This window comes from Yersinia massiliensis (genome assembly GCF_003048255.1).
GTDB classification, from domain to species: domain Bacteria; phylum Pseudomonadota; class Gammaproteobacteria; order Enterobacterales; family Enterobacteriaceae; genus Yersinia; species Yersinia massiliensis_A.
Genome location: NZ_CP028487.1, coordinates 4,292,946 through 4,313,802 on the forward strand (window position 1 = coordinate 4,292,946; position 20,857 = coordinate 4,313,802).

The following is a 20,857-nucleotide window of genomic DNA, read 5'->3' on the forward strand; positions in this document are numbered from 1 at the left end:
AACTTTAAAAGTGGGGTACCAGGTTCGCTTTCTGGATGTTGCTCAGCGCGAACACTTCATCTTTTCCATCCACAGTAACCGTGATCATTTCACCATCAACGGCTTTGATAATGCCCTGCCATTTACGGCGGTTCTGCATCGCCATACGCAAAACCAGAGTGACTTCTTCACCGAGGTAACGAGTATAGTGTTCAGCGGTGAACATTGGGCGATCAAGGCCAGGAGAGGAAACTTCTAAGTTGTAAGCTACTGTAATGGGATCTTCTACGTCCAATACAGCACTGACCTGGTGGCTGACATCAGCACAAGCATCAACAGTGATTCCGTCGTCACTATCAATATAGATTCGTAGCGTCGATTGGCGCCCCCGGATGAATTCGATGCCGACTAATTCGTAGCCTAAGGCTTCTACCGGTGCTGAAATTATCTCTGTTAACTTTTGTTCTAATGTGGACAAGCCCACCCCCAAGACATAAAAAAAGGGCCTAATAGCCCAGTGATTCTGCTGTCAAATAACAAAAAACCCCGAAATTCGGGGCTTTAAGCAACTGGACCCTGTTTGCCGCAAAGCGGCTTCGGTACAACTTTCTGACAAGTATTTTTTTCAAATTGAAATCGAAAGTATTTGAGGTCTACCGAATACAACATTTGAAAAAAAACACTTTAGGAAAGTGGTTGCGGGGGCCGGATTTGAACCGACGACCTTCGGGTTATGAGCCCGACGAGCTACCAGGCTGCTCCACCCCGCGTCCGAAAACGTGGCAAATATTACGTTGGTCATGACAAAAAAGCAAGTTATCTGACTTATTTGGTACCGAGGACGGGACTTGAACCCGTAAGCCCAATCGGGCACTACCACCTCAAGGTAGCGTGTCTACCAATTCCACCACCCCGGCACTGATTCAAATGATTGTTTTTACTGTTTAAGGCATCACAACCATTTTAAAACTTTCTTTTTGTCTTTTACTGCTAACTACTTTTAAAACTTTATTTCGGGATATCGCTGCTCGGCGTAGTTGGTGCTACCGGCGTTGTAGTCTGCTCAGTTTTTGCTGGCTGACCCAGGTTTTCCCACTCGCTGCCTTGATGGCCCTGGTTGGTGCTCATATTGCCCAAAATCAAGCTGATGACGAAGAACAACGCCGCCAATACAGCCGTCATGCGAGTCATAAAGTTACCGGAACCATTCGAACCGAACAGAGTTGCAGATGCACCTGCTCCGAATGAGGCTCCCATATCCGCGCCTTTACCTTGCTGCAACATGATCAGAGCTACCAGCCCAATCGAAATCAGCAAGAATAATACCAGAAGAGCTTCGTACATAAGTTGTACCTGTATCCTTGCGGGTTCACCGCATGCTAAATGCTTCTCACCCATCAGCGGGGGACTTATTCACCCACTTAAGCGGGTGTGAATACTAACCAAAGCGTCTAATACACGCAAGGGCAATTTCATTACACCGTTCTATTTGCAGAAAAAATCGTCAATCTTTCTATCTTGATGTCATTTATCGAGGGGAAGCCATCCTTCCCCCCTAGAAAATTGGCTAGCCTGCTGCTTTCACCGCATCTGCAATTCGGTTCGCCATTTCTACAATAAGTGACTCTTCAGCATCACCCTCAACCATCACTCGAATAAGCGGCTCAGTACCTGATTTACGCAAAAGAACCCGACCTCGATCACCCAGTTCTTTTTCAACTTGGCGGGTTACCTCTTCAACGCTGTCTGATTTTAGTGGGTTGTGGTCACCAGAGAAGCGAACATTCACTAAAATTTGCGGCAATAGCTTCATGCCACTGCACAAATCATGCAAGCTCATGTGATTTCTTACCATCGCAGTTAGCACCTGCAAACCAGCCACAATACCGTCACCGGTCGTGGTTTTATCCAGCAGAATCACATGCCCTGAGTTTTCAGCCCCAATGCGCCAGCCTTTTTCCTGCATTGCTTCCAATACATAACGGTCGCCCACTTTGGCTCGAACAAAAGGAATACCCAACTCTTTCAATGCCAGTTGCAAGCCCATATTGCTCATCAGGGTACCAACAGCCCCGCCTTTGAGTTGGCCTTGACGTAGCCCTTCACGCGCGATGATATAAAGGATTTGGTCACCATCGACTTTGTTACCCAAGTGATCGACCATCATTAACCGGTCACCGTCACCGTCAAATGCCAGACCAACATCTGCACCTTCAGCAAGCACTCGTTCTTGTAACAAGCGAACATCTGTAGCGCCACATTCTTCATTGATGTTCATACCATCGGGTTCACAGCCGATGGTAATCACCGTTGCGCCAAGTTCACGTAATACACTTGGTGCAATATGGTAAGTTGCGCCGTTCGCACAATCGACCACTATTTTCAGTTCATTCAAGCTAAGTTCGCTTGGGAAAGTCCCCTTACAAAACTCAATATAGCGACCCGCAGCATCGACGATGCGGTTTGCTTTACCCAGTTCAGCAGACTCTACGCAGGTCAGTGGTTTCTCCATTTCTGCTTCAATGGCTTCCTCAACATCATCAGGCAGCTTAGTGCCATCGATTGAAAAGAACTTGATGCCATTGTCATAGAAAGGATTATGGGATGCGGAAATGACGATCCCGGCCTCTGCACGGAAGGTACGCGTCAGATAGGCAACGGCTGGCGTCGGCATTGGGCCGGTAAAAGATGCAGAAAGCCCTGCAGCAGCCAAGCCAGCTTCAAGTGCAGACTCCAACATATAGCCTGAAATACGGGTATCTTTACCGATAATAATCTTACGAGAACCATGTCGAGCCAGAACCTTACCAGCGGCCCAACCTAGCTTTAATACAAAATCAGGCGTAATCGGGCTCTCACCCACTTTGCCGCGAATGCCATCTGTACCAAAGTATTTACGGTCGCTCATAATTTATCTCTATTCCTTCGCTGAAAGTGTTGCCTCGACGATTCGCATCGCCTCGACGGTTTCTTTGACATCATGCACTCTGATAATCTGCGCGCCTTGCATGGCGGCAATGACGGCGCAGGCGACGCTCCCGATGACACGCTGTTGCGGCGGAACATTTAATAGCTGTCCCACCATTGATTTCCGTGACATCCCCACCAACAGTGGCAACTCAAAATAATGAAGTTCGGCCAAACGAGCCAAGAGCTGGTAATTATGCGCCAGATTTTTACCGAAACCGAAGCCCGGGTCGAGTAACAATTTGTTTTTTGCGATACCAGCCGCAACACAACGTTCGATGTGATGCTCAAAGAACTGATTAACATCGGCCAGTAAGTCATCGTAATGCGGCGATTGCTGCATGCTTTGTGGTTGCCCTTGCATATGCATAAGGCACACCGGTAACCCAGTCTTTGCCGCAGCATCAAGTGCGCCAGGCTCTTGTAATGAGCGAATATCATTGATCAAATGAGCGCCGGCGCGAGCAGACTCCGCTATGACGCTAGCTTTAGAAGTATCAACAGAAAGCCAAATATCAAAGCGGCTTGCCAATGCTTCAACAACAGGGACAACTCGGTCAAGTTCTTCTTGCTCACTGACTTCCGCCGCACCGGGGCGAGTAGACTCACCGCCAATATCAATCAGCGTAGCACCTGCTGATAACATCAGTTGCGCATGTTGCAATGCTTTGTCGAGATTATTGTGGTGTCCGCCATCGGAAAACGAGTCCGGTGTGACATTCAAGATACCCATAACTTGTGGGTGAGAGAGATCCAAAACTCGATCTCTGGCAGTTAAACGCATGCAATCACGCCTTAAAAGTGGCAATTCACTTTGATGCTATATCGATATTTTGATGCTATATCGAAAGGAAAGAAGTCGCTCGGATTGTCAGGAAAAGAAAAACCCCGAGCAAGCCCAGGGTTTATATTAATCACAATGCTTTTAGATGCCAACTGTTGACTTACTTATCGCTCAACTGCTCTGGCATGCTATTGGTGTTGCCCGACGTCGTATTACCCGATGTTGGCGTATGCGGTTCATCAGTCGCAGTCGGAGCTTTCGGCGTATTGTCACTATCAGATGATTTAGTTTTAGTCGCATTATCCCAACCGGCTGGTGGGCGAACATCTTTGCGATTCATCAAGTCATCAATCTGTGGTGCATCAATCGTTTCATACTTCATCAACGCATCTTTCATGGAATGCAGAACATCCATATTTTCTAACAGCAGCTTACGTGCACGCTGATAGTTACGTTCGATGAGTAACTTAACTTCTTGATCGATAATACGTGCTGTTTCATCGGACATATGCTTGGCTTTAGCAACTGAACGACCAAGGAATACCTCGCCCTCTTCTTCAGCATACAGTAACGGCCCTAATTTCTCAGAGAAGCCCCACTGCGTCACCATGTTACGCGCGATTGACGTAGCAACTTTGATATCATTCGATGCACCGGTAGAGACTTTTTCCGGACCATAAATGATTTCTTCAGCAAGACGGCCACCGTATAAGGTAGAAATCTGGCTTTCTAGTTTCTGACGACTCGCACTAATAGCATCGCCTTCTGGTAAGAAGAACGTCACACCCAATGCACGGCCACGAGGAATGATAGTCACTTTGTGGACTGGGTCATGTTCAGGTACAAGACGACCAATGATCGCGTGCCCTGCTTCATGATATGCCGTCGATTCTTTTTGAGCTTCAGTCATTACCATGGAGCGACGTTCCGCACCCATCATAATTTTGTCTTTCGCTTTCTCAAACTCAACCATCGAAACAACACGCTTATTACCACGAGCGGCAAACAGTGCAGCTTCATTGACCAAGTTCGCCAAGTCAGCACCAGAGAAGCCTGGTGTACCACGAGCGATAACAGATGCATCAATATCGATATCTAGTGGCACACGACGCATATGAACTTTCAGAATCTGTTCACGGCCACGAACATCCGGTAAACCAACGACAACCTGACGGTCGAAACGACCTGGACGCAACAATGCAGGGTCAAGAACGTCTGGACGGTTTGTTGCCGCGATGACGATGATGCCTTCGTTACCTTCAAAGCCATCCATCTCAACCAGCATTTGGTTTAGAGTCTGTTCACGTTCATCATGACCACCACCAAGACCTGCGCCACGCTGACGGCCGACCGCATCGATTTCATCGATAAAGATGATACAAGGTGCGGCTTTTTTAGCCTGTTCAAACATGTCACGGACACGAGATGCGCCCACACCAACGAACATTTCAACGAAGTCAGAACCGGAAATAGTGAAGAATGGCACTTTAGCTTCACCTGCAATGGCTTTCGCCAGCAAGGTTTTACCTGTCCCTGGAGGACCGACCATCAACACGCCCTTCGGAATCTTACCGCCCAACTTCTGGAAACGGCTTGGCTCACGCAGGTATTCGACCAATTCACTGACTTCTTCTTTTGCTTCGTCACAACCCGCAACATCGGCAAAAGAGGTTTTTATCTGATCTTCTGTCAGCATTCGGGCTTTGCTCTTACCAAAGGACATTGCCCCTTTGCCGCCGCCGCCCTGCATTTGACGCATAAAGAAGATCCAGACCCCAATCAACAACAGCATTGGGAACCAAGATATAAAGATAGAGGCCAGCAAGCTCGGCTCTTCTGGTGGCTCACCAACAACTTTCACATTTTTAGTCAATAAGGTATCTAACAGCTTTGGATCGTTGACCGGAATAAAAGTCGTGTATTTGCTGTTATCTTTTTTACTGACGTTAATTTCGCGTCCATTGATACGTGCTTCACGAACCTGCTCTTGGGTTACGTCGGACATGAAAGTAGAGTAATCCACTTTACGGCCATTCGATTCGCTGGGTCCAAAGCTCTGGAATACAGACATCAGTACGACTGCAATAACTAACCAGAGAATTAGGTTTTTCGCCATGTCACTCAAGGGATTAACCTCATATTACAACTGTGTTAACAAACAGCGTTAGGGTACTACAGTTTCCGCCCTGTCGCTACAATGTACACTTCACGCGATCGCGCACGAGAAGCGTCTGGCTTACGAATCTTAACTTTCGTAAACAGGGAGCGAATTTCCCGTAGGTATTCATCAAAGCCATCTCCCTGGAACACCTTCACCAAGAAACTTCCGCCTGGTGCAAGTACATCTCGACACATATCTAAAGCTAATTCAACCAGATACATTGATTTAGGTATATCGACTGCCGGAGTACCACTCATATTCGGGGCCATGTCAGACATGACCACCTGAACTTTTTTATCCCCAACTCGCTCAAGTAAAGCTTTCAAGACCAGTTCATCACGAAAGTCGCCCTGAAGGAAATCGACACCAACGATAGGATCCATTGGTAGAAGATCACATGCGATTATCCGCCCTTTCCCGCCGATTTGGGTTACAACATATTGAGACCAACCACCGGGTGCTGCACCTAAATCGACGACAGTCATACCGGGCTTAAAAAGTTTATCGCTTTGTTGTATTTCATCAAGTTTAAACCAGGCGCGCGAGCGTAGCCCCTTTTTCTGCGCCTGAATGACATATTTATCGCTAAAGTGTTCTTGTAGCCAGCGACTTGAGCTAGCCGAACGCTTTTTATTAGACATCTCTTTTTCCAACTATCTTAATTAAGAGCCCGCGCATCTGTTGCTTAGCTCGCGTAAACTCCCCCATCGATGTAGACCGATTTGGTGATACACATGAGATGGCGGTAGAATGAACCGTTTTCAATCCCAACTTAAGCAAAAAAGACGATGAATCTGAATAACAAACAAAAACAGCACCTAAAAAGTTTGGCCCATCCATTAAAACCAGTAGTCATGCTGGGTAATAACGGATTAACCGAAGGGGTGCTGGCTGAAATCGAACAAACTCTGGAACATCATGAGCTTATCAAGGTAAAGATCACTGCTGAAGAGCGTGAAACCAAAGCCCTAATTGCTGATGCCATCGTGCGCGAAACCGGTGCCGTTAACGTCCAAATCATCGGTAATATTTTAGTGCTTTATCGTCCAGCGAAAGAGCGCAAAATAATTTTACCGCGTTAATGACGCTAGTTTTAGAGAAAAGGTGCCATGCACTTTGTTCTGATAAAAGGCCGCACGCGGCCTTTTACTTTTCTTTACAACTTCATTTTTGAGAAATTATACGTAATAACGGCTTGAATGAACAAATTTTACACATAATCTACGCTAAGAATTTCATATTCTACTTCGCCGCCTGGAGTCCGAATAACGACCACATCATCGACTTCCTTACCAATCAGGCCACGAGCAATGGGGGAGTTAACTGAAATAAGATTTTGCTTAAAATCTGCTTCATCATCACCCACAATTCGGTATTGCTGCTCTTCTTCGACATCCACATTTAATATGCGAACCGTAGCACCAAAGATAACGCGCCCATTATTTGGCATTTTGGTAATATCAATTACCTGCGCATTGGAGAGCTTTGCTTCGATCTCCTGGATACGGCCTTCACAGAACCCTTGTTGCTCACGGGCTGCATGATATTCTGCGTTTTCTTTCAAATCACCATGTTCACGAGCCGTGGCAATATCAGAAATAATTTTAGGGCGACGCACGCCTTTTAAATAATCCAGTTCTTCACGCAATTTGTCTGCGCCACGTACCGTCATCGGAATCTGTTTCATCTTTTAAATACCTCTAAATCTATCCTGTTTAAAAACCGTCATCCTAACGTCATCGAATGAAAATACGGTTAGCTTGATATCCTTCCCGCCTCCAGGTGATAAATAAACAAAAAACCACCCTTGGAGCAAAAAACCCAAGACAGGATCAATTTTGCATTTTGATATGCATTTTAACGTAGAGTTCCTTTAGGGTCATCGTTTACTTTCGCCCTCGTTGCACCGTAGTATGGCAACACATTATCCAGCAGTTATACCGAAATTATGCATTTTTCACGAATTGTCAGTGGATTGGCCTGTGCGATTGCCCTTAATGTCAGCATATCTCACGCCAATGCGGCTCAGGTCGAAAATTACACTCAGTATCTGCCTGATGGGGCAAATCTTGCGCTAGTCGTACAAAAAATCGGAGCTCCAACGCCGACGATAGACTATCACGCCCAGCAGATGGCGTTACCTGCCAGTACGCAGAAAGTACTGACAGCCTTGGCCGCATTATTGCAACTTGGCCCAGACTTTCGCTTCATAACGACGTTAGAAAGCCACGGCACTGTGAGTGATGGTGTTTTACAGGGTAACCTTATCGCCCGTTTTGATGGTGACCCAACATTAACTCGCCAGCAGTTGCGCAATATGGTCGCCACGCTAAGAAAAGCAGGTATCAAGCAAGTGGCTGGTGATTTGATCATCGATACTTCCGTATTTGCCAGTCATGATAAGGCCCCAGGCTGGCCATGGAACGATATGACACAATGCTTTAGTGCGCCGCCAGCGGCAGCTATCGTCGATCGTAATTGTTTTTCTGTTTCGCTGTATAGCGCGCCAAATCCTGGCGACATGGCATTTATCCGAGTCGCATCCTATTATCCAGTGCAGATGTTTAGCGAGGTCCGAACCTTAGCTAAAGGTTCACCTGATGCGCAATATTGTGAATTAGACGTCGTGCCTGGCGAGTTAAATCGGTTCACACTGACTGGTTGCCTTACCCAGCGGAGTGAACCTCTGCCATTAGCCTTCGCCGTACAAAATGGGGCTAGTTATGCTGGAGCCATTTTGAAAGATGAGTTAAAAAAGGCCGATATTCAGATTGATGGCAACCTACGTCGCCAATCAACGCCGAGTCCAGCAGGAAATGTATTGGCGCAAACTCAATCAGCACCATTGCATGATTTGCTGAAAATTATGTTAAAAAAATCTGACAATATGATTGCCGATACTGTCTTTAGAACGATTGGTCATCAGCGTTTTGGCGTACCGGGCACATGGCGCGCAGGCGCTGATGCAGTCCGTCAGGTTTTACGCCAAAAAGCTGGTGTTGATCTCGGGAACAGTATTGTCGTAGATGGGTCGGGTTTATCACGTCATAACCTGATTTCACCGGCGACCATGATGCAGGCTTTGCAATATATTGCTCAGCATGATCAGGAACTTGACTTTATTTCGATGCTACCACTGGCTGGCTATGACGGTACATTACGCTATCGTGGTGGGCTGCATGAAGCGGGCGTTAACGGTAAGGTTTCAGCGAAAACAGGTGCACTGCAAGGCGTATATAATTTGGCCGGTTTTATCACCACGGCCAGCGGACAACGTATGGCATTTGTGCAATTTTTGTCTGGCTACGCTGTTCCACCTGAAGATCAAAAAAATCGTCGGGCACCATTAGTTCGTTTCGAAAGCCGCCTGTATAAAGACATTTATCAGAATAACTGAAAACTATGAAGCTACTGATTGTTGAAGATGATGAACTGCTGCAACGAGGCATCGCGATGGCACTGACCAACGAAGGTTACGCCTGCGACTGCGCCGGAACGGCAGCACAAGCACAGGGTTTGTTACTCAGCAGTCAGTACAGCATGATCATTCTCGATCTCGGCTTACCGGATCAAGATGGTACCCTTTTGCTACGCCAATGGCGTCGTCAGACTGTTACCCTGCCCGTACTGATACTTACCGCGCGTGATGCCCTTGAAGACCGAGTTGAAGGGCTAGATGCAGGCGCGGACGATTACCTAATCAAACCTTTTGCGCTGGCTGAATTACTCGCTCGAGTCCGTGCATTGATCCGCCGCTATCAAGGCCAGAGTGACAATTTGATACAACAAGATGACTTGAGTCTTAATTTGTCGACTCAGCAAGTGTATTTGCAGGACCAGCCTCTAGAAATCACGCCTAAAGAATTTGCGATATTGTCACGCTTAATTATGCGAGCAGGACAAACTGTCAATCGCGAATTGTTACAGCAGGATCTTTACACATGGAATGATGATCTCGGCTCTAATACGTTAGAAGTTCATATTCATAATCTACGCCGTAAATTAGGGAAAGACCGTATCCGGACCGTGCGAGGCATTGGTTATCGCTTGGAAGCACAAGCATGATCAGTATGCGCCGCCGTCTCATCTTGCTGCTGGCGTTAATATTACTAGTGACCCAGTTAATCAGCGCATTTTGGCTTTGGCATGAAAGCCAGGAGCAAATTAGTTTCCTAGTCGATGAAACGCTGAGCGCCAAAGTACGTAATGAGCGAGTTAATACCGAAATCGCTGAAGCGATCGCATCCCTGCTGGCCCCTTCACTGGTCATGATGGCAATTAGCCTATTACTCTCTTTCTGGGCGATCAGTTGGATTATCCGTCCACTCGATCAGTTACAGCAGAAATTAGCAGAACGTTCAGCGGATAATCTCACCCCCGTCGTTGTTCACAGTGATATGCAGGAGATTGTCTCTGTCACATCGACGCTCAATCAACTGCTATCACGACTCTCGAACACGATTCAGCAAGAACGGTTATTTACTGCGGATGCTGCCCACGAGCTACGCACGCCACTTGCCGGAATACGTCTGCACCTTGAGTTAATGGAGCAACAGGGCATCACAGAGAGTAAGTCACTCATTAATCGTATCGACTTGCTAATGCATACCATTGAGCAGCTGCTGATGTTATCCAGAGCGGGGCAGAATTTTGCTAGCGGTCAGTATCAGACCTTAGATTGGGTTGAAAATGTCGTGCATCCCCTACAAGAAGAGTTAGAGGAAATGTGCGCACTCCGTCAACAATCTATTGTGTGGGTGTTACCGTCGGAAGCTCAAACTCAGGGGGATGCCACATTATTGCGTTTGATGGTGCGTAACTTGGTTGAAAATGCGCATCGCTATAGCCCTGTAGGTAGCCAGATTTTGGTTAAACTTTCAGTTGAAGCTCAGGGTGTATTATTACAAATTGTGGATGAAGGACCGGGAATAAAGCAAGAGCAAGCAGGTGAGCTCACCCAAGCGTTCCGCCGGATGGATCAACGTTATGGCGGCAGTGGCTTAGGGTTAAATATCGTTGTTCGCACGGTTCAATTGCACCAAGGCAAACTGACGCTGAAGAATCGTACTGACCGTTCTGGGCTACAAGCACAATGCTGGATACCCACGACCACACACGGTACCGTCTTAGCTCAATCACACTGACCTCCACTCACACCAAACCCCATATTGACTCAAACAAAAGGGCCACCAATAAATGGTAGCCCTTGCTCTAAGTTGATGAAATTAACGAGTCACCAAACGGTGATTAACGTTCGTAGATAAACTCTACGCCGTCATCATCTTCTTCATCCCAATCGTCGTCGTCCTCAGCTTCCGCTTCTGCTTCCACTTCAGCCAGCTGTTCACGGTGATAATCATCCCACATGAATTCAACTTTTTCTGGCGCACTTTCAGCAATAGCCATCGCTTTTGGCTGTGAGTTAAGGAAGTTCATCACATCCCAGCAGAGCGCATTCACGTTTTCACGATTCGCGGCGGAGATCATGTAATACTTATCTTCCCATCCTAACGCCTCTACAATGGCTTTAGCACGGGTTTCTGCCTCTTCAGGGTCTACTAGGTCAATCTTATTGAAAACAAGCCAGCGTGGCTTCTCAGCAAGATTCTCGCTGTATTGCTGTAACTCATTAATAATGATTTTGGCATTTTCAATCGGATCTGATTCATCAATGGGTGCCAAATCGACCAAATGCAGCAGTACACGGCAGCGTTCCAGATGTTTTAGGAAACGAATACCCAGCCCAGCACCATCTGAAGCCCCTTCAATCAAGCCTGGGATGTCGGCGACCACAAAGCTCTGCTCATGGTCCATTCTCACGACACCTAAGCTTGGGATCAGAGTGGTAAATGGATAATCAGCAACTTTAGGTTTAGCCGCAGATACAGCACGGATAAAGGTAGATTTACCCGCATTTGGTAAGCCCAGCATACCAACATCAGCTAACAGCAGCAGTTCCAGCATCAACTCACGGGTTTCACCTTCAGTCCCCATGGTTTTCTGGCGTGGTGCTCGGTTAACTGAAGATTTGAAGCGCGTGTTGCCCAATCCGTGGAAACCACCTTTAGCCACCATCAGAACTTGACCATGGCGAGTCATATCACCGACAACCTCGCCCGTACCTTGATCTAGCACGCGTGTACCGACTGGAACTTTGATAGTGATATCTTTGCCACGCTTGCCGGTACAATCACGGCTCTGGCCATTCTCACCACGTTCGGCGCGGAAAGACTTCACAAAACGGTAATCAATTAGCGTGTTGAGGTTTTCATCCGCCACCAAATAGATGTCGCCACCGTCGCCACCGTCGCCACCATCAGGGCCACCGTTAGGAATGTATTTTTCACGGCGGAAGCTCACACAACCGTTACCGCCGTCACCGGCTACAACCAATATCGTAGCTTCATCTACAAACTTCATTTACTTTCTCCGTAAAAAACCAATAGATTTTATCTACTTGTTTTACATTAACTTTATCGGTTCTTTTCGGCGTATTTTCTAGCTCTCGTGATACACCAAGCGTATTCAGCATATCGAAAAAACACGAACGCACCAGAACCGGCACGAACAAGGGCGCGTATTATACTCGCTTCTTGGAGAAATTTCATCTGTATTAAAAACAGACAATCAATCCGAAAAAAGCGTCCCTTGGATGAAATGACGGCTAAGCACTACGCCGCTATTAGGCGGTTACTTTTGCGGAGCCGCTATGCTTGTTTCAGCCCGACGTGGCCACCAACGGTGCCCAATAGCTGAGAACATAGCGCCTGCAACGACGACAAATGCGCCGACATAACCGACAAAATTGAGGGGTGGCGCGGCAAAGTAATCGGGCCATGCCAGCGACAGTAAAATAGAAAAAAACAAGGTAAACAAAGGCGTCAATGTAACAAGTGCACTCACCTGCGCAGCCTGCCATCGCGCCATAGCTTCAGCTAAAGCGCCATAGCCGACCAGGGTATTCACTCCGCAGAACAGTAAGCAGCCAAGCTGCCACCCGTTTAGCTGAAAAATGACAGCTGGCTTCGCCATTGGGAATAGCGTGATAGCACATAGAACATACAGTAACAATAATATCTGCTGTGATGCCATACGCCTTAATAACACCTTCTGAGCAACACCATAGCTGACCCAAACCACGGCGGCACAGATACCCAGTACCACCCCAAGCGTATAATCAGTCAATCGGGTAAAAATTTCATGCAGGCTGGTATTAAAAAATAACAGCAGACCACAAATTAACATTACCGCCCCAATAACCTGGGTAACTCGCATCCGCTCTTTTAAAATCAGCACGCTTGCCACCATCATCCCAACAGGTGAAAGTTGGCCAATGACCTGAGACGTCGTCGGACTAAGGTACTGCAATGATGAGCTGAAGAAGATGAAGTTCCCCAGAAGGCCACAAGTCGCAATAATCAGTAATAACAGCCAGCGACGTTGACGAAAAAGTTTCAGCGAAGGTAATTGACGACGAGAGGCCAGGATAATTCCCAATCCAACAGCCGCCATCGTAAAGCGATACCAGACAATGGTAAAAGGCTCCATAACTTCAAGCACTTGTTTCATTGCAATTGGCAACGCACCCCAGAATACGGCAGTGGTTAGTGCCAGAAAAATACCCAAACCAGCCTGCTGTTTTGTTTCCATTTTTTACCGAGTGGGGAGCCTGAAATGTAAAAAGCCCCGCAACAAAATTGCAGGGCTTGTATCTTTTACAAGACGCGAAAACTTATTCAGCTTCGATGCTGATAAACTTACGGTTATTCGGGCCTTTAACTTCGAACTTGACTTTACCGTCTGACAAAGCAAACAGAGTATGGTCTTTGCCACAACCTACGTTGCTGCCTGCATGGAACTTAGTGCCACGCTGACGAACGATGATGCTGCCTGCCAATACTGATTCGCCGCCAAAACGTTTTACGCCAAGACGTTTACTTTCGGAGTCACGACCGTTACGAGTCGAGCCACCAGCCTTTTTATGTGCCATTTGTCCGCTCTCCTAAATCTTAAGCGCTGATGCCGGTAATTTTAACATCAGTGAACCACTGACGATGACCTTGCTGCTTACGGTAATGCTTACGACGACGGAATTTAACAATCTTAATCTTCTCGCCACGACCGTGAGCAACGACTTCAGCCTTGATCTTGCCGCCATCGACTAAAGGAGCGCCGATATTGATTTCTTCACCGTTAGCAATCATCAGAACTTGGTCAAACTCAACAGTTTCACCAGTTGCGATGTCCAGCTTTTCCAGGCGAATGGTTTGACCTTCGCTTACTCGGTGTTGTTTACCACCACTTTGGAAAACCGCGTACATATAAAACTCCGCTTTCCGCGCACTCCACTTTTGTAGTCCAGAGCGCACTATAAATATTCACAATAGGGCGCGAATTCTACGCAAAAACATAGTGAATGACAAGTATATAATCAGCACAAGAGAAGAAAAAAAGCACAGTTTCTTACATCTCGTTTATTTGCTGGATTTTTCAAGTACAATCATAGTCTCAGGGAACGTCATGTAATAATGTGGGCGGTAATCTCATCGCAGTTAAAGAGAAAAACAGCTGAATATAACAATGAACCTAGAAAAGATTATCGCGTTAACCGCGTCGGATATGGCAGCAGTAAACACAACAATTCTCGAGCAATTGAACTCTGATGTTGTTCTCATCAATCAATTGGGCCACTACATCATCAGTGGTGGCGGGAAACGAATCCGCCCCATGATAGCCGTGTTGGTCGCTCGAGCGCTACAATACTCAGGCAACAAGCATATCACCGTTGCAGCGTTGATTGAATTCATCCATACCGCAACACTGTTGCATGATGATGTGGTTGATGAATCAGATATGCGCCGTGGGAAGGCAACGGCGAATGCAGCATTTGGTAACGCGGCCAGCGTATTAGTGGGCGATTATATCTATACGCGCTCATTCCAGATGATGACGGGCCTAGAATCGCTGCGTGTTCTGACATTAATGTCGGAAGCAACAAATGTCATTGCTGAAGGGGAAGTCTTGCAGTTAATGAACTGCAATAACCCTGATATCACTGAAGAAAACTACATGCAGGTGATTTACAGCAAAACAGCCCGTTTGTTCGAAGCCGCTTCACAATCAGCTGCCGTGTTGGCGAATGCCAATGAGGAACAAGAGCTCGCCCTACAAAATTATGGTCGCTATCTGGGGACGGCTTTCCAGCTCATTGATGATTTACTGGATTACAGTTCCGATGGTACCACTCTGGGCAAAAATACCGGTGATGACCTAAATGAGGGCAAGCCGACGTTACCTTTGCTGCACGCAATGCGTAACGGTACACCAGAGCAAGAAGCAATGATTCGGCAAGCGATCGAACAGGGTAATGGCCGTCATTTACTTGAGCCCGTATTGGCTGCTATGCAGCAATGTGGTTCACTGGAATATACCCGTCAACGTGCTGAAGAAGAGGCGGATAAAGCTATCGCTGCACTGCAAGTTCTACCTGAAAGTGAGTATCGTCTGGCACTTGAAGGATTAGCGCACATTGCAGTACAACGCTCATTTTAAGAAACTTTAAAGAAACTACGGGCTTTCTTGCCCGAGTTTCTCCTTCCCTATCTCATTCACTTCCCGGCATCAAACCAAACGCTTCATCAGCGTACCCACACCTTCACGCAACAAGAATGCGATGACTTGTGCGCGTTCAGCCTCAGTAAGTTGATAATAGGCTTCAATCCATATGTTTACGGGATCCTGTCGCGTCGGCATATATTGCGCTGGTTCTTCCCGTAGCTGCAATGAATTCACTATACTGCTAGGTAAGCTTTCTACATGATATTCGACCGCCTTCCCTTGTACTCCTCGACGGCGACGCTGTTCCCATCCCTCACGTTTAGCCATGAGGTTTATTCCCTGTGGTGATGACGGTAACCCCTCAAGACCTGCCAATTCCTTAGCGGCAAACCATTCTTTTTTCATGGCGTTGCTTCCTAATATGCGTTGTGACACAAAAAAAGAATATTTAGAAAACATTTGAAATTTTTAAGAAAATAAATGCTATGATCTTTCTAAATGTTCACTTTGTGTTCACGTTCCAATTAACAATGTACCGTTATTTATATCACTAACGCGTCAGCTGCTTAGAAAAAAAAAGGATTAAAGATGATTTTAAGGAAATCGGATTGGCACCCAGCGGACATCATTGCTGCACTACGGAAGGAGGGGACGACTCTGGCGGCACTTTCACGTAAAGCGGGATTAAGCTCATCCACACTTGCGAATGCATTGACTCGCCCCTGGCCAAAGGGGGAATGGTTAATTGCGGAATGTCTGAGCATTCATCCTTCCGAAATCTGGCCAACACGTTATTTTGATTCTAAAACAGGCGCACTTCTTGATCGAAAAGTGAGGATAAGGCAGGTCAATGTTTCTGCATAAAAAAACCGCCGATGAATAGCTTCGGCGGTTGATCATCTCATTCTAGGGGGGGTGTACTCCCCTATTTCTACATCGTATTACTATACCTAGAGCTATTGGCGTTGCTGCCAGTAGTAAAACTACAGCTCCCCAACCAACTGACTCAAACAAGCCCGCCAAATAGAAAGCTGCGACTGCAACACCATTGTCGTAACATCTTAGTTGCTAAAGAATTAGTTGTTAACGAATTTCTCGCCTAACTCAATATCTTGGTGCAATACATCAAGCATGCTTTCCAACGCTTGTTGCTCAAATGCACTTAGTTTGCCAATGTCTTTACGCTCAGCAACACCGTTTTTACCCAACAAAATTGGTTGAGCAAAGAAGCGGGCATACTTGCCATCGCCCTCAACGTAAGAACATTCAACAACATTGCTTTCGCCTTGCAGAGCACGAACTAAAGAAAGGCCAAAACGTGCCGCAGCTTGACCCATGGACAGTGTTGCGGATCCGCCACCGGCTTTTGCTTCAACAACTTCAGTCCCTGCATTTTGGATACGCTTAGTCAAAGAAGCAACTTCCTGCTCTGTAAAGCTAATGCCTGGAATTTGTGACAGTAATGGCAGGATAGTGACGCCAGAGTGGCCACCGATAACAGGAACTTCGATATCCTGAGGCTGTTTGCCTTTCAATTCAGCAACGAAAGTGTTCGAGCGAATAGTATCCAGTGTAGTAATACCGAATAACTTATTCTTATCGTATACACCCGCTTTTTTCAGTACTTCTGCCGCGATCGCAACAGTCGTATTAACTGGGTTGGTAATGATACCAATTAAGGCGTTAGGGCAAGTACGTGCGATTTGTTCAACCAGATTACGAACAATACCGGCATTAACATTGAACAAATCTGAGCGATCCATACCTGGTTTACGAGCAACACCAGCAGAAATCAGAACAATATCGGCCCCTTGCAGCGCTGGGGTAGCATCTTCGCCGCTGAAGCCTTTAATATTAACGGCGGTCGGGATATGGCTCAGATCAACCGCAACACCAGGCGTCACTGGCGCGATATCATATAAAGAAAGGTCTGAACCTGAAGGAAGCTGGGTCTTGAGTAGAAGAGCGAGGGCCTGGCCGATACCACCAGCGGCACCGAGAACTGCAACTTTCATCCTATACTCCTTATTATATTTAATTTAAATTTGCCGTGAATTCATCTAGTTACGCACCTTAATTTATTGTAATTTTAAACACAATCTATTAACAGTCAGATTGAGATATCACGCATTAAAAAGGCGCATAGGGCTTATGTATTTTAGATTAAATCGCTTATTCGTTAATGATATAGCGCACATTCTTCTAAAATTTACTGGCGTATTCATGACAGGTTAATCCGCGGTTACATTACACCCTTCCGCAACACCAAAACAACATCATTTTAATAACATTTTGGTTACTCAAGAAGAATCTCATAAATGCTGATTTAGCATAACTGTAACAGTATGATGGAGTTAAAATTTCGCCATACTTTGATATCAATGCTTTTATCGCCAATACCACAGAGTCATGTTGAATAAAAATTCATTTATATGCATAATAATCCTATTCACTATTGACTACTCAGGGCATAACAAATGCGTAATCCCGCAAAACAAGAAGATCTTATCAAGGCGTTCAAAGCGTTATTGAAAGAAGAGAAATTCAGTTCTCAAGGTGAGATCGTTTTGGCCTTGCAGGAAGAAGGGTTTGAAAACATAAACCAATCCAAAGTTTCGCGTATGTTGACTAAATTTGGTGCCGTCAGAACGCGTAATGCAAAAATGGAGATGGTTTATTGCTTGCCTGCTGAACTGGGTGTACCAACAACCAGTAGCCCGCTAAAGAACTTGGTCTTAGATGTTGATTACAATGAGTCAGTGGTGGTGATTAATACGAGCCCTGGTGCAGCCCAACTGATTGCCCGTCTGCTGGATTCATTAGGCAAGGCTGAAGGCATTCTAGGGAGTATTGCTGGCGATGATACAATATTTACAACGCCGGCCAGAGGATTTACCGTTAAGCAGTTACATGAAGCTATCCTCGGGTTGTTTGAGCAAGAGCTTTAATCCCTCCGCTAGTTTCGGCGTATATCATGCGGCCCTTTCTGTGCCGCATTATTTCTTTTAGCTCCTTCGCTCTCTGTTATCACTCTCTGTATTGGCACTATTTTTACAGTGCATTTAACTACCACTCACACAAAAAGCAATCATATATCTCTTCCACAACTACATTATCGGTCAAAATCACCACTCCATTTCGCACTTTTAGTCAAAAACACTTATCCAATTGAAAATATTAAAATTTAACTAAGATGTGTTGTTTTTTAATCATTTTTTATTCCTTTTCGTTATTAAAAATTAGTCACCACCGCGAAAGTGACCTTAAATATTATTAGTCAGCTATTAATATCCTACGTTACTAGATGTATACTCATTTTCGTGATGTAAATCACACTTATTCCCCAGTAATAGAAGAACAAATAGAGGCAATAAAATGAAAATTAAAACAACTATCGCAACGCTGAGCGTTCTATCTGCACTGTCTTTCGGTGTTTTTGCAGCTGATTCCATCAATGATAATCAAGCTGCCAATATGCAAGCAGTAGGTACAATTACAGTGAGTGGTCTTAATGGCGCACCTTCTGATATTCGTCAGGCACTGTCTGATAAAGCTGATGCTATGGGCGCTAAAGCGTTTAAAGTCATTGAAGTACGCGAAGAGAATAACTGGCACGCCACTGCGAAAGCTTATAAATAAGATTTTTTGCTAGAAATGAAAGTATATGCCCCCGATATAAGGGGCATACTTTCGAGCTTGATGGTTTATTCAATCAGTTGAAAATAGACATAAAAAGTCTTTTTCAGCTTATTGAATAGAGTATGAATTGATGTGGTGAGCTAAGCCAGTAGAGCCCGCAAAGGAATAATCCCTCGTCGTCTATCCGACGACCCCTTTTACCCCCGCTCTGCGGGGGCTTTTTTTATCTGGCTTAATCTTGAGATTGCGCTTCTAAGGCTGATTTTTTACCTAATGAACTCAGTAACTTATCATGAATCCCGCCAAAACCACCATTACTCATGACCAAGATATGATCTCCGGGTTGAGCCGTTTTCACAACCATATCGACTAACGTATCGATATCAGCACTCCAATGCGTAGGTTGAATACAAGCATCTGCGACTTCAACAACTTGCCAAGGGATATGCTGAGGCTGGAACAGGAATACTTCATCTGCACGGCCTAATGAAGGTGCCAACTCATTCTTGGATAGCCCCAATTTCATGGTGTTAGAACGTGGCTCTAAAACAGCTAAAATACGTGCAGTTCCACCGACTTTACTGCGCAATGCCGCTAAGGTCGCAAGAATGGCCGTTGGGTGGTGCGCAAAATCATCATAAACCGTGACACCATGGGCTTCACCGCGTAACTCCAGCCGACGTCGGGCATTAATAAAACCACCTAATGCACGGCAAGCATCCGCAGGTTGCACCCCAACATGGCGAGCAGCAGCGATGGCCATCAGCCCATTGTGCATATTATGCTCGCCCACCAGTGACCAGTTAACCTCACCGACTAATTCATTATCGAGAAGCACTTCGTAGACGCTAGCATCAGTTGAAACTTTACGCGCAAACCAGCTCCCCGTTTCACCAACAAGCTCTTGCTCGCTCCAGCACCCCATCGCCATCACCTGCTTCAGATGATTATCATTGTCCGGCAGGATGATTTTACCGGTACCCGGCACTAAACGTACCAGATGGTGGAATTGCTTTTGAATGGCTTTCAGATCATCAAAGATATCCGCATGATCAAACTCAAGATTATTCATCACTAGCGTTCTTGGGCTGTAATGAACAAATTTAGAGCGTTTATCAAAGAAGGCACAATCATATTCATCAGCTTCAATCACAAAAAATGGGCTGTTACCTAAACGGGCTGAGACATCGAAATTACCCGGTAGACCACCAATAACAAAACCGGGCTCGTAGCCGCAAGATTCCAATATCCAAGCGACCATACCCGCGGTGGTTGTCTTGCCATGCGTACCGGCTATCGCCAATACCCAGCGCTCCGGCAATACATGGTCGTGCAGCCATTGCGGCCCTGAAACATAAGGGATGCCTTGTTCTAATACAGCTTCGACGCAAGGATTACCACGAGTCATGGCATTGCCGATGATCACCAAATCCGGTGCTGGATCCAGTTGAGCTGGATCATATCCTTGGATCAAGTCGATCCCTTGATTTTCCAGCTGTGTGCTCATCGGCGGATACACGTTAGCATCCGCTCCCGTCACTTCATGACCTAATGAACGTGCCAGCATCGCTAAGCCGCCCATAAAAGTGCCGCAGATACCTAATATGTGAATGCGCATAAATCTTCCGTATTAATCAGCTTCGAATTTGTCACCATTCTACCGCTCAGAATCAAAGAGAAGAAATGGAATTGCCTATGAATCATTCTTATCTTTGGGCTACACTGCTGCCATCAGATGAGTTGTTCGTTAATAAATCGATTTTTAACCG

General features: G+C 46.0%; 22 protein-coding genes and 2 tRNA genes. 8 read left to right on the forward strand and 16 right to left on the reverse strand.

Annotation, left to right across the window (positions count from 1 at the left end; all coding sequences use genetic code 11):
• Positions 1-4 precede the first annotated feature (4 nt).
• The 8 genes from rimP to rlmE form a co-directional block, all read right to left on the reverse strand.
• Positions 5-457 carry a ribosome maturation factor RimP gene (gene rimP / locus DA391_RS19835; RefSeq protein WP_002222054.1) on the reverse strand — a complete coding sequence of 151 codons (453 nt, stop codon included), beginning with the start codon at positions 455-457 and terminating at the stop codon, positions 5-7.
• A 215-nt stretch (positions 458-672) separates the two neighbouring features.
• Positions 673-749 (reverse strand) — tRNA-Met (locus tag DA391_RS19840).
• Between the two features lie 60 nt (positions 750-809).
• Positions 810-896 (reverse strand) — tRNA-Leu (locus tag DA391_RS19845).
• A 91-nt stretch (positions 897-987) separates the two neighbouring features.
• On the reverse strand, positions 988-1,323 hold the full coding sequence (gene secG / locus DA391_RS19850) for a preprotein translocase subunit SecG (protein ID WP_050080888.1): 336 nt from the start codon (positions 1,321-1,323) through the stop codon (positions 988-990).
• Positions 1,324-1,546: 223 nt separating this feature from the next.
• The gene (gene glmM, locus DA391_RS19855) at positions 1,547-2,887 is read right to left on the reverse strand and encodes a phosphoglucosamine mutase (protein ID WP_108088101.1); all 1,341 of its coding nucleotides are present in this window, start codon (positions 2,885-2,887) and stop codon (positions 1,547-1,549) included.
• A 9-nt stretch (positions 2,888-2,896) separates the two neighbouring features.
• Positions 2,897-3,730 (reverse strand): dihydropteroate synthase, encoded by an 834-nt coding sequence (gene folP, locus DA391_RS19860; protein ID WP_050286624.1) that lies wholly within the window; start codon positions 3,728-3,730, stop codon positions 2,897-2,899.
• Between the two features lie 160 nt (positions 3,731-3,890).
• Positions 3,891-5,846: an ATP-dependent zinc metalloprotease FtsH gene (gene ftsH / locus DA391_RS19865; protein ID WP_050080890.1), complete on the reverse strand. Its 1,956-nt coding sequence runs from the start codon at positions 5,844-5,846 to the stop codon at positions 3,891-3,893.
• 56 nt (positions 5,847-5,902) lie between these two features.
• Positions 5,903-6,532, reverse strand: coding sequence for a 23S rRNA (uridine(2552)-2'-O)-methyltransferase RlmE (gene rlmE / locus DA391_RS19870; RefSeq protein WP_019211304.1), 630 nt, complete (start codon positions 6,530-6,532; stop codon positions 5,903-5,905).
• 147 nt (positions 6,533-6,679) lie between these two features.
• On the opposite strand from rlmE, the gene yhbY reads away from it, so the two are divergent.
• A complete protein-coding gene (gene yhbY, locus DA391_RS19875; protein WP_004389225.1) occupies positions 6,680-6,973 on the forward strand; it encodes a ribosome assembly RNA-binding protein YhbY in 294 nt (97 codons plus the stop codon).
• Positions 6,974-7,101: 128 nt separating this feature from the next.
• Here the strand turns inward: yhbY and greA are convergent, their stop codons facing one another.
• Entirely contained in the window at positions 7,102-7,578 is a 477-nt protein-coding gene (gene greA / locus DA391_RS19880) for a transcription elongation factor GreA (protein WP_019211305.1), read from the reverse strand.
• A gap of 261 nt (positions 7,579-7,839) precedes the next feature.
• On the opposite strand from greA, the gene dacB reads away from it, so the two are divergent.
• From dacB to pmrB, 3 genes are read left to right on the forward strand one after another with little or no spacing between them, the layout of a single operon-like run.
• Positions 7,840-9,288, forward strand: coding sequence for a serine-type D-Ala-D-Ala carboxypeptidase (gene dacB / locus DA391_RS19885; RefSeq protein ID WP_057642638.1), 1,449 nt, complete (start codon positions 7,840-7,842; stop codon positions 9,286-9,288).
• A gap of 5 nt (positions 9,289-9,293) precedes the next feature.
• A complete protein-coding gene (gene pmrA, locus DA391_RS19890) occupies positions 9,294-9,956 on the forward strand; it encodes a two-component system response regulator PmrA (RefSeq protein WP_050080892.1) in 663 nt (220 codons plus the stop codon).
• On the forward strand, positions 9,953-11,035 hold the full coding sequence (gene pmrB / locus DA391_RS19895; RefSeq protein ID WP_050286621.1) for a two-component system sensor histidine kinase PmrB: 1,083 nt from the start codon (positions 9,953-9,955) through the stop codon (positions 11,033-11,035). The genes pmrA and pmrB overlap by 4 nt, the downstream gene beginning before the upstream one ends.
• Before the next feature lie 103 nt (positions 11,036-11,138).
• Here the strand turns inward: pmrB and cgtA are convergent, their stop codons facing one another.
• The 4 genes from cgtA to rplU form a co-directional block, all read right to left on the reverse strand.
• Positions 11,139-12,311, reverse strand: a complete 1,173-nt coding sequence (cgtA, locus tag DA391_RS19900) for an Obg family GTPase CgtA (RefSeq protein WP_019211309.1) — start codon at positions 12,309-12,311, stop codon at positions 11,139-11,141.
• A 270-nt stretch (positions 12,312-12,581) separates the two neighbouring features.
• On the reverse strand, positions 12,582-13,541 hold the full coding sequence (locus DA391_RS19905) for a DMT family transporter (RefSeq protein ID WP_057650472.1): 960 nt from the start codon (positions 13,539-13,541) through the stop codon (positions 12,582-12,584).
• Between the two features lie 82 nt (positions 13,542-13,623).
• Positions 13,624-13,881: a 50S ribosomal protein L27 gene (gene rpmA / locus DA391_RS19910; RefSeq protein ID WP_019211311.1), complete on the reverse strand. Its 258-nt coding sequence runs from the start codon at positions 13,879-13,881 to the stop codon at positions 13,624-13,626.
• 19 nt (positions 13,882-13,900) lie between these two features.
• Positions 13,901-14,212 (reverse strand): 50S ribosomal protein L21, encoded by a 312-nt coding sequence (rplU, locus tag DA391_RS19915; RefSeq protein WP_004707048.1) that lies wholly within the window; start codon positions 14,210-14,212, stop codon positions 13,901-13,903.
• A gap of 259 nt (positions 14,213-14,471) precedes the next feature.
• Here rplU and ispB point away from each other — a divergent pair, with 259 nt between their 5' ends.
• Entirely contained in the window at positions 14,472-15,443 is a 972-nt protein-coding gene (gene ispB, locus DA391_RS19920; protein WP_050080895.1) for an octaprenyl diphosphate synthase, read from the forward strand.
• Between the two features lie 69 nt (positions 15,444-15,512).
• Here the strand turns inward: ispB and DA391_RS19925 are convergent, their stop codons facing one another.
• Complete coding sequence (locus DA391_RS19925; RefSeq protein WP_050080896.1) at positions 15,513-15,854, reverse strand: DNA-binding protein; 342 nt, start codon at positions 15,852-15,854, stop codon at positions 15,513-15,515.
• Between the two features lie 183 nt (positions 15,855-16,037).
• On the opposite strand from DA391_RS19925, the gene DA391_RS19930 reads away from it, so the two are divergent.
• Entirely contained in the window at positions 16,038-16,313 is a 276-nt protein-coding gene (locus tag DA391_RS19930) for a helix-turn-helix domain-containing protein (protein WP_019211314.1), read from the forward strand.
• A 212-nt stretch (positions 16,314-16,525) separates the two neighbouring features.
• Here the strand turns inward: DA391_RS19930 and mdh are convergent, their stop codons facing one another.
• On the reverse strand, positions 16,526-17,464 hold the full coding sequence (gene mdh / locus DA391_RS19935) for a malate dehydrogenase (RefSeq protein WP_049604970.1): 939 nt from the start codon (positions 17,462-17,464) through the stop codon (positions 16,526-16,528).
• A 462-nt stretch (positions 17,465-17,926) separates the two neighbouring features.
• Here mdh and argR point away from each other — a divergent pair, with 462 nt between their 5' ends.
• Entirely contained in the window at positions 17,927-18,397 is a 471-nt protein-coding gene (argR, locus tag DA391_RS19940) for a transcriptional regulator ArgR (protein WP_004699884.1), read from the forward strand.
• A gap of 427 nt (positions 18,398-18,824) precedes the next feature.
• A complete protein-coding gene (gene yhcN / locus DA391_RS19945) occupies positions 18,825-19,088 on the forward strand; it encodes a peroxide/acid stress response protein YhcN (RefSeq protein ID WP_019211317.1) in 264 nt (87 codons plus the stop codon).
• Between the two features lie 232 nt (positions 19,089-19,320).
• Here yhcN and mpl read toward each other — a convergent pair whose 3' ends face one another.
• The gene (gene mpl, locus DA391_RS19950; RefSeq protein ID WP_108088102.1) at positions 19,321-20,706 is read right to left on the reverse strand and encodes a UDP-N-acetylmuramate:L-alanyl-gamma-D-glutamyl-meso-diaminopimelate ligase; all 1,386 of its coding nucleotides are present in this window, start codon (positions 20,704-20,706) and stop codon (positions 19,321-19,323) included.
• Between the last annotated feature and the right edge of the window lie 151 nt (positions 20,707-20,857).

Coding starts and splice junctions, on each gene's coding strand:
- pmrB (WP_050286621.1), top strand. CDS start 9,953: ATGATCAGTATGCGCCGCCGTCTCATCTTGCTGCTGGCGTTAATATTA.
- mpl (WP_108088102.1), bottom strand. CDS start 20,706: ATGCGCATTCACATATTAGGTATCTGCGGCACTTTTATGGGCGGCTTA.
- yhbY (WP_004389225.1), top strand. CDS start 6,680: ATGAATCTGAATAACAAACAAAAACAGCACCTAAAAAGTTTGGCCCAT.
- cgtA (WP_019211309.1), bottom strand. CDS start 12,311: ATGAAGTTTGTAGATGAAGCTACGATATTGGTTGTAGCCGGTGACGGC.
- DA391_RS19905 (WP_057650472.1), bottom strand. CDS start 13,541: ATGGAAACAAAACAGCAGGCTGGTTTGGGTATTTTTCTGGCACTAACC.
- DA391_RS19925 (WP_050080896.1), bottom strand. CDS start 15,854: ATGAAAAAAGAATGGTTTGCCGCTAAGGAATTGGCAGGTCTTGAGGGG.
- argR (WP_004699884.1), top strand. CDS start 17,927: ATGCGTAATCCCGCAAAACAAGAAGATCTTATCAAGGCGTTCAAAGCG.
- rplU (WP_004707048.1), bottom strand. CDS start 14,212: ATGTACGCGGTTTTCCAAAGTGGTGGTAAACAACACCGAGTAAGCGAA.
- glmM (WP_108088101.1), bottom strand. CDS start 2,887: ATGAGCGACCGTAAATACTTTGGTACAGATGGCATTCGCGGCAAAGTG.
- ftsH (WP_050080890.1), bottom strand. CDS start 5,846: ATGGCGAAAAACCTAATTCTCTGGTTAGTTATTGCAGTCGTACTGATG.
- rpmA (WP_019211311.1), bottom strand. CDS start 13,881: ATGGCACATAAAAAGGCTGGTGGCTCGACTCGTAACGGTCGTGACTCC.
- dacB (WP_057642638.1), top strand. CDS start 7,840: ATGCATTTTTCACGAATTGTCAGTGGATTGGCCTGTGCGATTGCCCTT.
- secG (WP_050080888.1), bottom strand. CDS start 1,323: ATGTACGAAGCTCTTCTGGTATTATTCTTGCTGATTTCGATTGGGCTG.
- DA391_RS19930 (WP_019211314.1), top strand. CDS start 16,038: ATGATTTTAAGGAAATCGGATTGGCACCCAGCGGACATCATTGCTGCA.
- mdh (WP_049604970.1), bottom strand. CDS start 17,464: ATGAAAGTTGCAGTTCTCGGTGCCGCTGGTGGTATCGGCCAGGCCCTC.
- pmrA (WP_050080892.1), top strand. CDS start 9,294: ATGAAGCTACTGATTGTTGAAGATGATGAACTGCTGCAACGAGGCATC.
- ispB (WP_050080895.1), top strand. CDS start 14,472: ATGAACCTAGAAAAGATTATCGCGTTAACCGCGTCGGATATGGCAGCA.
- folP (WP_050286624.1), bottom strand. CDS start 3,730: ATGCGTTTAACTGCCAGAGATCGAGTTTTGGATCTCTCTCACCCACAA.
- rlmE (WP_019211304.1), bottom strand. CDS start 6,532: ATGTCTAATAAAAAGCGTTCGGCTAGCTCAAGTCGCTGGCTACAAGAA.
- greA (WP_019211305.1), bottom strand. CDS start 7,578: ATGAAACAGATTCCGATGACGGTACGTGGCGCAGACAAATTGCGTGAA.
- yhcN (WP_019211317.1), top strand. CDS start 18,825: ATGAAAATTAAAACAACTATCGCAACGCTGAGCGTTCTATCTGCACTG.